The sequence below is a fragment of the Pseudorhodoplanes sp. genome (assembly GCF_050250235.1).
Taxonomy (GTDB): domain Bacteria; phylum Pseudomonadota; class Alphaproteobacteria; order Rhizobiales; family Xanthobacteraceae; genus Pseudorhodoplanes.
Map to the genome: position 1 here is coordinate 1 of NZ_JBFWPA010000175.1, position 10,156 is coordinate 10,156.

The 10,156-nt window shown below is 56.6% G+C and carries 10 protein-coding genes and 1 pseudogene; 9 read left to right on the top strand and 2 right to left on the bottom strand.

Going from position 1 to position 10,156, the window contains the following annotated elements; genetic code table 11:
* The coding region (locus tag AB7F49_RS34955) for an LLM class flavin-dependent oxidoreductase (RefSeq protein WP_428531083.1) at window positions 1–1,053 on the bottom strand (1,053 nt) is incomplete at its 3' end.
* A gap of 157 nt (window positions 1,054–1,210) precedes the next feature.
* On the bottom strand, window positions 1,211–1,990 hold the full coding sequence (locus AB7F49_RS34960) for a FadR/GntR family transcriptional regulator (protein WP_428531086.1): 780 nt from the start codon (window positions 1,988–1,990) through the stop codon (window positions 1,211–1,213).
* A gap of 398 nt (window positions 1,991–2,388) precedes the next feature.
* Between AB7F49_RS34960 and AB7F49_RS34965 the strand changes: the two genes are divergently transcribed.
* From AB7F49_RS34965 to AB7F49_RS35005, 9 genes and pseudogenes are all read left to right on the top strand, one after another.
* Window positions 2,389–3,630, top strand: a complete 1,242-nt coding sequence (locus tag AB7F49_RS34965; protein ID WP_428531089.1) for an ABC transporter substrate-binding protein — start codon at window positions 2,389–2,391, stop codon at window positions 3,628–3,630.
* A 50-nt stretch (window positions 3,631–3,680) separates the two neighbouring features.
* Window positions 3,681–4,544 carry a branched-chain amino acid ABC transporter permease gene (locus AB7F49_RS34970; RefSeq protein WP_428531092.1) on the top strand — a complete coding sequence of 288 codons (864 nt, stop codon included), beginning with the start codon at window positions 3,681–3,683 and terminating at the stop codon, window positions 4,542–4,544.
* A complete protein-coding gene (locus tag AB7F49_RS34975; RefSeq protein WP_428531095.1) occupies window positions 4,544–5,560 on the top strand; it encodes a branched-chain amino acid ABC transporter permease in 1,017 nt (338 codons plus the stop codon). The genes AB7F49_RS34970 and AB7F49_RS34975 overlap by 1 nt, the downstream gene beginning before the upstream one ends.
* Window positions 5,553–6,320: an ABC transporter ATP-binding protein gene (locus AB7F49_RS34980; protein ID WP_428531098.1), complete on the top strand. Its 768-nt coding sequence runs from the start codon at window positions 5,553–5,555 to the stop codon at window positions 6,318–6,320. Before AB7F49_RS34975 ends, AB7F49_RS34980 begins: the two co-directional genes overlap by 8 nt.
* Before the next feature lie 74 nt (window positions 6,321–6,394).
* Window positions 6,395–7,054: an ABC transporter ATP-binding protein gene (locus tag AB7F49_RS34985; protein ID WP_428531101.1), complete on the top strand. Its 660-nt coding sequence runs from the start codon at window positions 6,395–6,397 to the stop codon at window positions 7,052–7,054.
* An 11-nt stretch (window positions 7,055–7,065) separates the two neighbouring features.
* A pseudogene (locus AB7F49_RS34990) lies at window positions 7,066–7,461 on the top strand (aldehyde dehydrogenase family protein); the annotation flags it as partial.
* Between the two features lie 233 nt (window positions 7,462–7,694).
* On the top strand, window positions 7,695–8,399 hold the full coding sequence (locus tag AB7F49_RS34995) for a hypothetical protein (protein ID WP_428531104.1): 705 nt from the start codon (window positions 7,695–7,697) through the stop codon (window positions 8,397–8,399).
* 88 nt (window positions 8,400–8,487) lie between these two features.
* Complete coding sequence (locus AB7F49_RS35000; RefSeq protein ID WP_428531107.1) at window positions 8,488–9,864, top strand: site-specific DNA-methyltransferase; 1,377 nt, start codon at window positions 8,488–8,490, stop codon at window positions 9,862–9,864.
* A gap of 104 nt (window positions 9,865–9,968) precedes the next feature.
* A partial coding sequence (locus tag AB7F49_RS35005; RefSeq protein WP_428531110.1) for a hypothetical protein occupies window positions 9,969–10,156 on the top strand: 188 nt, incomplete at its 3' end.

Sequence of the window (10,156 nt, forward strand, 5' to 3'; positions counted from 1 at the left end):
ATAGTCCATTCCTATTTGGAGGAGCGTGCCAAAACCGCCGGATGCCTCGAACTGTTCGCGAATCTGTCGAGCGACGGTATCGGGGTCACCGACAAACCAGACACCGTTATCGACAAGATATTCCGGCGTGACGTCCGCGTTGGGATCTGCGTCTGCTCGCCGGAAAAGGTCGAGCACCCCCGGCTTTTTTGCATAATAACTGGGCGCATATTCTCGCCAATAGTCGCCAAGAAATCCGTTGACGGCACCACGCCGGGCTTCCGCCATCGTCTCCGCGACGTAGATTTCCTTCGCTTGACGCCAACGCCGACGGTTCGCCTGACGTCCGGTTGAGCGGGCGCCTTCTTCGATGACAGCCCACTGATCGGCGAGATAATCATGCGAAATATTGAGGCTCATGGGAATGTATCCCCGCGCGCCTGCCTGCCGGAGCGACGGGGATTTTTGTCCAAAGCCGGCAAGTGCGATCCGATGCGACGGCTCCGCATATGTCTGGATATGCCAGCCATGCGTTCGGTCCTCGCCATAAGCGGCGATCGAATCCGAAGGAAAAACGCTCCAATATTCACCACGGAATTCTGTCGGCCCACCATCCTTCCAGACATTGAGGACAATATCGAGCGCCTCACGCGTCATGGCCTGACTGGTCGGAAAATCGATCCCGTAGATTTGGTGATCGGTTGTCGTCGCCCCCGCACCAAATCCGAAAAGAAGCCGCCCCTGCGCCATGTGATCAAGTTGAGCGAGTTGCAATGCAAGCGTGACGGGGTGCTGCTGATAGAGAATTTCAACGCCGGTTCCGAACGTAATGCTTTTGGTTTCGCCGAGCGCGCGCGCAATGATCTGTTGCGGCGCGGTAATCCGTTCATATTTCGACGTCATGTGGGTTCCAACCCACATTTCCGAATACCCCAGCGCATCCGCTTCGCGGATGACCTCAAGATACCAATCGATCACATTGGAAAGTGGCGTATCCGGCCTACTGGCGGGCATGAGGAACATGCCTAGTCGAAGAGGACATTGCGGTGCGCCATCTAGATCTGTTTCCGCCATGAAACCTGGTCCGCTTTCGCTTCGAGCGGATCGCAGCCGCGACCCAATTAAAGACATGATATTTAAAATAAGATCGTATCTTTAAGGTGTCAATGCTCTCTTGCGCTTCGAGCCCGCTGCTCAGCAATGGCTCAACGCAAATCAGTATCGACGCGCGTCATTTCTTGAATTGTGGTCTGATCAATACCGCGGGCGACCCATCATTGCGCGCGTGGTCGGCGATCTGAATCACATGACCAAGCATCCAAAATTCAGCCGCCTCAGCATCCTTGTTGGCGATCGCGGTGGCAATCTTCTTGTGAAAGAAGGTCGCGAGTGCGATTTCTTCCGCGGTCGAACTCTTTGCGGAATCCATCACCTCGGTTCTCGCAAGAAACTGCGGTATCAATTCCTGGAAATAAACATTGCGTGTCGCGCGCGCGATTGTCGTGTGGAACTGAAAATTGCTGTCCGCGAAAACACTTGCCGAACAGGTTCCATTGGCTAGCATCTGAACGGTCCGGTTGATCACAGTGAGGTCATCCAACGTGGCTCGGCTTGCGGCCAGGCGCGCCGCCGCTGGTTCAAGCGCCTTTCGGAATTCGGCGGACTCGGAGAGACTGGATCGATTGCACGGCAGAATCGTGAGGGATTCCTGCGCAAGCTCGCGACTGTTCTCGCTGAGAAAGATGCCGCCGTCTCGACCTCGTTTTACGGTAGCCAGCCCAAATGTCTCGAGCGCCCGCAGAGCTTCGCGAATGGAGCTGCGCCCAACGCCGAACCGCTTGGCCATTTCGGCTTCGGTGGAAACCCTATCGCCAGGTTTGAGGCTGCCGTTCGCGACATTGAGCCGGATATTTTGGACGATTTGTTCAAATATTCGATTCGGCGGAAGAGGTTGCGGAGTTCGCGATGCGGATCCAGTTTTCACAGACTTCCCTCGAGTATCCCGAGCCATCAGAGTCACGAGCCGTTGGTGTCGCGAGCCTCTAGTATCGCGGCTCCTCTGGAGTCGCCATACTGCTATCAATAACAGGTCTTCTCGCGACCTGCTTACCTTCCAAATGACTGCATTTGGAACGCGTACAATCGAGCGCATCCATATTCTTCACCTCGTTGGACCGCAACGCCCTGCCTGAAGCGACGATCACATTCGCCATTGGGCGCGGCAAGAAGTGCCCATATTTTAATATAGGACAATAGTTGACATGTCCGATATTTTAGCTTTCATTTTAAGCGTCAACGCTCGCACCTGGTGGCTCCGCAGGGGACATCGTCAGCGCTCGACATCGATAAATGCAGCGCAGGCACGGTTTGATATTGCGCACTGCGCACGAATTTCAGGGAGGGGTTAAGGTGACTGTGAAACAATTCCCGAATGAACCCGTCGCAAGCCTGTTGTCAGATAGACGCCGGTTTCTCGGCGGAGCCGCAGCCGCAGCAGCCCTTTTGGCCAGCTCCGCACGGAACGCCATCGCCAATGACAAGGTTGTCAAGGTTGGCATGCTGCTCGCGATGTCCGGTCCTCTCGCAAGCATCGGTGAAAGCGTGCTGGCCGGCGCCCGCCTTTATCAGAAGACGCATGAGAAGGAGCTGCCGGCAGGCGTTAAAGTAGAAATGCTGCTACGCGACGATGCCGGCAACCCAGACAACACACGGCGCCTCGCGCAAGAACTGGTTGTGCGGGAACGCGCTCAATTGCTTGCAGGCATGTCGATTACGCCGCAGGCGATTACTGTGGCTCCCCTCGCCACATCCACCAAGGTGCCGGTGGTGATCATGAGTGCTGCCACCGCGCGCGTGACGCGCGAATCGCCGTACTTTGTACGTGTGGCAAATACATTCTGGCAGACAAGCTATACGCTTGGTGAATGGGCCGCCAAGAATGGCCACAAGAGAGTCTATACCCTGGTTGCGGATTACGCGTCCGGGCACGATGTTGAGACCGCCTTTTCGACTGGCTTTAAAAAGAATGGCGGCGAAATCGTCGGATCGGTGCGCGTGCCCGTCGCAACGACCGACTTCCTGCCCTATATGCAGCGCGTCAAGGAGACCAATCCGGACGCCATGCTGCTGTGGGTGAATGCCGGTCGAGCGGTCGCAACCATCAAGGCTTTTACGGACACGGGCCTGCGCCAAGCTGGCATCAAAATGCTCAGCACACAGGACATGTCGATCGACGACGAGCTCGCCAAGATGAGCGACGACGTATTGGGGCTTGTCACAGCGAACTTCTACCAATCCCATACCAACCTGCCCAAGAATCGCGAGTTCGTCAGCGCCTGGAAGCAGGAGCACGGTGCCGGTTCGATCCCCAATTTTATGGCGGTATCGGGCTGGGACGGCATGGCAGCGATCTATGCCTTGGCAAAAGAAACCAAAGGAGCCTTCGATGGCGAAGGCGCCCTCAAATTTCTTTCGAACTGGAAGACCAACGACAGTCCGCGTGGTTCGCTCGTCATCGACCCGCAAACGCGCGACGCGGTTCAAACGATCTATATCAGCCGCGTCGAGAAGGTCGACGGCAAGCCTACTGCGGTCGTCTTTGATAAGATCGAGGAGGTCAAAGACCCTTGGAAAATTCTTAACCCCGCCTGACCGGCCGGAAGGAAAAGAGGTCTACTTTTTTCATGTGAAACTCCGTGTCCTTGCGCGAGACATTCTTCAGCATCGCCTTCAGCGGCCTAGCTTTTGCGATGGTGCTCTACATCATTTCCGTAGGGCTATCGATTACGATGGGCCTTCTTGGCGTCGCCAATCTCGCGCACGGCGCCTTTGCTGCGGCCGGCGGTTATACTGCTTACTATGTCACGAACCGTATGGGAGTTCCGTTCTTCCCAGCGCTGCTTCTGGCATCCGTTTTTATCGCAGCAGTCAGCGTTGTCCTCGAGCGCCTGCTGTATGCACGCGTCTATGCGGCTGGGGAGTTGGAGCAGGTCCTTCTAAGCATGGGCCTCATCTTTATGACCGTAGCGACCCTGCATTTTTTCTTCGGGCCGCATTCCTACACGGTAGAACCACCTGCAGCACTCAGGGGACAGATCGATATCGCCGGAAGGATTCTTCCAACTTATCGCGTGTTTCTGATTGCTCTTGGTCTCATCACATTTGTTGGTCTTGGATTCATCATTGAGCGTACGAATCTGGGAGCATGCATTCGCGCAGCGGTGGATAATCGTGCGATGGCGGAGGCGATCGGCGTCAATACCCGACGGCTATTCACCATAGTGTTTGCGCTGGGCAGTGGCCTTGCCGCCCTCGGCGGTGCAGCCGGCGCCGAAGTGATCGAACTGTCGCCCGGCTATGCACTCAACTATCTCGTTTATTTCCTTATCGTCGTTGCGGTCGGTGGGCTCGGCACCGTAACAGGTCCATTCTTCGCAGCACTGCTGCTCGGCGTAAGCGACAGCGCATGCAAGATTCTGGTGCCGGAATTCGGAGCGTTTTTCATCTACGTTGCGGTCTTCGTTGTCCTTCTTCTACGGCCCGCTGGCTTGTTCGGACGCAGCTGATGCGACGGTTGTCAACTCCCATCGATGCGCTGATCTCCAGACGGAATCTGCGTCTATACGAAGTCATTCCTTGGGCAGTCGCAGTCGCTGTCTACTTCGCATTTCCTGAATATCTGCCGCTCGGAGCCCAAATCATCATCATGGTGATTTTCACACTCTCTCTCGATCTCGTCATGGGCTATGCAGGCATCATCATTCTAGGCCACGCTGCCTTCTTCGGCTTGGGAGCTTATGCCGTAGGACTTTTAGCGGTCGCGGGCTGGAAGGAGCCGCTTTCCGGACTCCTTTTTGCTGCCGCTGCCGCGGGGTTGCTAGGCGCCCTCACCGGGGTAGTCATCCTTCGCACGAAAGGACTAAGTCTTTTGATGCTGGGAATGGCTGTCAGCCTGATCCTGGCGCAGTTGGCAAATCGTCTGTCTTCCATCACCGGCGGCTTTGATGGATTGCGCGGAATCACCATCGATCCGATTTTTGGCGTCTTCGATTTCGATTTCTTCGGAAAAACGGCTTATCTTTACGGGCTGGCCGTCCTGTTCATTGCATGGCTATTCGTCCGGCAAGTCGTCCATGCGCCGTTTGGACGCTCACTCATTGGCATTCGCGAAAATCCGGTGCGCATGGAAGCAAATGGTGCCCCCGTGCAACGTCGCAAACTCGTAGCTTTCATCCTCAGCGCTGCGCTGGCTGGCGTAGCCGGCGGGCTTTCAACACAGACAACTCAGTTCGTTTCCCTTTCCACGCTCAGCTTCGAGCTCTCGGGAACCGTTCTCGTCATGCTCATATTAGGCGGAGCCGGACGGCTCTATGGCGCATTCGTCGCGCCGCCGCTCTATATGATCGCACAGGATGCATTCGCCAAAGGCGATCCCGTTTACTGGCATTTCTGGCTCGGACTTATGCTGATCCTTGTCGTCCTGTTTGTACGCGGCGGATTGCTGGGCATTATTGACGAACTACGCCGGCTGCTCGGCATCAGCGCCGGCTTAGCGAATCTGAAGAAGCAAGATCATGCATGACGAAGGAGAGCCTGCCGCGCTTGAAACGCGCAAGCTTAACAAGTCCTTCGGTCGTATCGAGGTCGCATGCGATATCGATTTTCGCCTTCGCCTGGGTGCGCGGCACGCATTGATTGGACCTAACGGAGCCGGCAAAACGACATTCATCCAACTGTTGACAGGAGCGCTAGCTCCGTCCTCAGGCGCGATCCTTCTGAACGGCGAAGACATCAGCGGACTTTCCGTTTATCGCCGGGTCAAGAAGGGTATAGCGAGAACTTTTCAGCTGAATACGCTGCTGAGGGCACTTTCCGTCTTGGAGAATGTGCAACTGGCTATCATCGAACGGGAAGGCGCTGGCGGTGCGCTTTTCGGTGGTCGGAGGGTTCAGCGAGAGGCTGCGGAAACAGCCTATGCGATTTTGGAAACCCTGCATATCGAGGATCGCGCCGACGCTGCAATCAGCAACCTCCCCTATGGCCAGCAACGTCTCGTTGAGATCGCCATCGCTCTTGCCCTCCAGCCAAAGGTCCTGCTTCTGGACGAACCGGCAGCAGGTGTGCCACCTGCCGACGCCCATCTCGTCTTCGAGACGCTGGCCACGCTTCCGAGGACGATTTCGGTAGTCATAATCGAACATGATATGAAGCTTGTTTTCGGCTTCGCCGAGCGCATCAGCGTCCTGGTACAGGGCCGCATCCTGCGCGAAGGCACGCCCTCTGAGATTGCCAATGACGAACTTGTCCGCGACGTCTATCTCGGCAGGAGCCGCACGCCATGACGGCTCCGCCTAGCGGCTCCCCACCCTCCCTTTCGTGTGAGAATCTCAATGCGGGCTGGGCTGATACTCAGGTCGTGTCGGACGTTTCCTTCAAGGTCGAGCGCGGCGAAACGCTTGCGATTCTTGGACGCAACGGTGTGGGAAAGACCACCCTGCTATCCACCATCGTGGGACGCGCACGGTGGAGAAGTGGCGCCATTCTCCACGATGGAACGCCTATCGAGCGGATGCCAACGTATGCACGCGCCAGGCGCGGCATCGGCTTCGTACCGCAGGAACGGGAGATTTTCCGCTCGCTTTCGGTACAGGAGAACCTCGCCATCGCATTTCAGCCACGCGCCGCCTCCGACGCGCAATGGAGCATGGAAAAAATCTACGAGCTTTTTCCGCGCCTGCACGAGCGGCAAACCAACTCCGGCAACCAATTATCCGGCGGCGAGCAACAAATGCTGAGTATTGGACGGGCTTTGATCGGTAATCCGTCGCTCATGTTAATGGACGAGCCGATGGAAGGACTTGCGCCTGTCATCGTGGATCAATTAGTCGAAGCGCTTCACAAGATCCGCAAACAAAGCGCGATGACGATCGTTCTGATCGAGCAGCATGTCGAGCTTGCACTCGAATTCGCATCACATATCATCGTCATGGATCGCGGGCAGATCGTTTATCGTAATGAAGCGGCAACAAGCGCGGACCGCACGATAATTGAGAATCTCATTGGCGTGGGAGCGTAAGCCAGAACGTCACCTTCGCGCCCACGGTTTTTTCCGACGTCACCCCCGCCATGAAGATCGCGCAGGACGAGATTTTCGGCCCGATCATTTCGGTGCTCGGCTGGAAGAACTACGACGACATGCTGGCGACGGCGAACGGGCTTCCGCTCGGACTGACCGCCGTCATCCTGACCAACGATATCAGCGTAGCCCTTCGGACGGTCGAGGCGGTGGAAGCGGGCTATGTCGAGGTGAACGGCCGCGTGTCCTTCGCGCTCGGTTCGCCCTTTGGAGGCTACAAGCTGAGCGGCGTCGGACGTGAAGGCAGCATGGAGGAACTGGTCAGCTACACCCGGATCAAGTCGGTCAACGTCAAGCTGCCTTCCGCGGACGCCTCGGCCCATCTGCGCCGGTCATTCGATCTGTAGCGCGACTATTTCGTTTCGTGTCCGGGGATAAACCGGGCCTGCCACAGACCTATCCGGTCGTAGGCAGGGCTGTCCTTTAGCAACCCATCTTCCACAATTCCGAATGCTGCGCCATCTGATCGACCGCGATCGACCGACTGCAAATTGCGTGGCTGATCCCATCCCTATAAGTTTCTTAATCGAAACCAAATCTCGCCGCGAGCCAAGGCTCAGGCGTCCGTGGGAACGAGACCGTGGCTCGTAAGAAACCAGTTGAGAAAAGAAGGCCGCGCTGCAATACGCCGAAGCCTAGCTTCCTTGATGTGGCGCGCAAGATTGCACCCACCGAAACACCAACGTGGCTTCCTTCACTTTTAGATTGGTGGTCCGCCGGGCTGCAAACCGCGCGGGCGGCGGAAATGCAGTGGCCTATGCGAAGCGATATGAAGAAAAGCTTGGCAAAAATCCAGGCGGCGTCGGACTGTCTTCAGAAGTCTCTGGCAGATGCACGTATCCGGGTATTTATTGAAGCAGAGGGGCGAGGGTTTCGACTACCTGACCTTTATCAGCTTCAACGGCTGAGCGAGCTATCTGCCGCTGCAGCAAACTCTAAGTTCCTAAACGGAGCCGGTCGAGCGAGAGCAACCAAGCCCGACAATCTCTCAGCCCGCCAATACTGTGCCGCCCAAGTCATCACGATTTGGGACTTTCTTTATGGCGCCGTTCCCGCGCCCCGGAACCCGACGCTCGACGCGGCTACAGATGCATATTGGTTGGCGTCTGGTGGCGAACAGCGAGAAAAGATCGAATCCGACAATCGCTGGCGCCCGCATTTCACGCATTTCAATACGGTGAAGGATTCTCCGGCGGTTGTGGCGCTTTGCAAAATCTGGAGACGCGATCTGCTTCAAGCAAAGAGAGCTGGCCGTTCGCCGTGGCGTGTGCCGGAATTAATTTAAGGTACTCTAGCCGCCAATTTAATACCGGCGCTTAATTGGACCAAAAATGCGATGCCTCGCGTCGTTGACACTGACGATGGAGGTTTCAATGAGCTCTACGCCGAGGCGGCGTGGAAGGCGTTTGGTGGAAAGGACTTTATCGGACATAGGCCGTTTAGAAGCAACGCACCGGACTTTGTTGTACGTCTCAGTCGACGCGTTGCAACCCGATCCATCCAATCCCCGCAAACACAGCCAAGAGCAAATTCGCGCGCTAGCTTTGAGCATCAAGGAATTTGGGTTTAACGCACCGATTCTGGCCAAGAGAGGCGGCTACATCCTTGGCGGCGTTGGCAGATGGCTAGCCGCGAAAGAATTAGGCCTGCAACGCGTTCCGGTCATCTATCTAGATGACCTGACTGCAGAGCAAGCCCGCGCCTATATGCTCGCCGACAACCAGCTTGCTAAGCGATCTTCGGATGATGAGCACAAACTTGCAATACACCTGAAAGAATTGAGCGAGCTTTCGCTTGATTTTGAGATCGAGGCAACCGGTTTTGAGCGGCCCGAGATTGATTTCTTGATTCAATCTCTCGACACACCAGAAGTGATCGCCGCGGAGGACACATTCTCGGCACCCAAAGGGCCAGCCGTAGCGCGGGTCGGCGACCTGATCCTTGCGGGGAAAAACAGGCTGTACTGCGGCAGCGCGCTCGACGCGCAGGCCTACGACATTGTCTTAGATAGCGCCAAAGCGTCAGTCGTGTTTAGTGACCCGCCCTACGACGTCCCCATCGTCGGAAACGTTTCCGGTACCGGGCGACACCGGGAATTTGTGATGGGCTCGGGTGAGATGACGTCGCCGCAATTCACGAGCTTTCTCACTCAATTCCTCAGTCATTGTAAGTGCCACAGCGTTGCGGGTGCCTTTCAGTATGTCTGCATGGACTGGCGACATCATTTTGAGCTCGGTGCCGCGGGCCAGGATGCCGGTTTGTCGCTCTTCAATCTCTGCGTCTGGGTCAAACCAAACGGCGGCATGGGTTCGTTTTATCGATCGCGACACGAATTCATCTTCGTGTTCAAGAACGGTGACGCTCCCCACATCAACAATGTGCAGCTCGGGCGTTTCGGCCGCAACCGCACCAACGTCTGGAACTATCCCGGTGCAAACAGCTTCCCGCGGAAGGGGCAAGCTAGGACGCTCGACCTGCATCCGACCGTGAAGCCGATCGCAATGGTGCAGGACGCGATCCTGGACTCGACGCATGGCGGTGATCTCGTGCTCGATCCGTTTCTCGGCAGCGGCACGACGCTCCTGGCAGCCGAGCGGACGGGACGGAGATTTGCCGGCATTGAGCTCGACCCACTCTATGTCGACACGGCAATCATGCGCTGGGAGAAGATGACCGGCCAGCGCGCGCGGCTGGCCTCATCCGGCAAGACATTCGCGAGAGTCCGGGCCGAGCGGGGTGTCGGACCATGACCAAGAAGCGGTCCAGGCGACACAAACGAGGATCTGACGCCGAGGATCTCGATCAGCTCCTGCTCGATAAGTACGGATCTGGCGAGGGGTCGTCGAGGCCCCGGATGACTGCGCTCGATTGGATCTTGGAGCAGCTCTGGCTCAAAGAAAGCGCGGGCGAGCCTAGAGCCCTTGAGGTTCGCCTGCGGTACGAAAAAGCATTCAGGAATGATCGTGAACCAAGGCCACAACTGATCTTCGAGGATTCCGATTACACACGATCTCTCTTTCCTAACTCCGAGGAGGACAGCGA

Coding starts and splice junctions, on each gene's coding strand:
- AB7F49_RS35000 (WP_428531107.1), top strand. CDS start 8,488: ATGAGCTCTACGCCGAGGCGGCGTGGAAGGCGTTTGGTGGAAAGGACT.
- AB7F49_RS34975 (WP_428531095.1), top strand. CDS start 4,544: ATGCGACGGTTGTCAACTCCCATCGATGCGCTGATCTCCAGACGGAAT.
- AB7F49_RS34980 (WP_428531098.1), top strand. CDS start 5,553: ATGCATGACGAAGGAGAGCCTGCCGCGCTTGAAACGCGCAAGCTTAAC.
- AB7F49_RS34960 (WP_428531086.1), bottom strand. CDS start 1,990: ATGGCTCGGGATACTCGAGGGAAGTCTGTGAAAACTGGATCCGCATCG.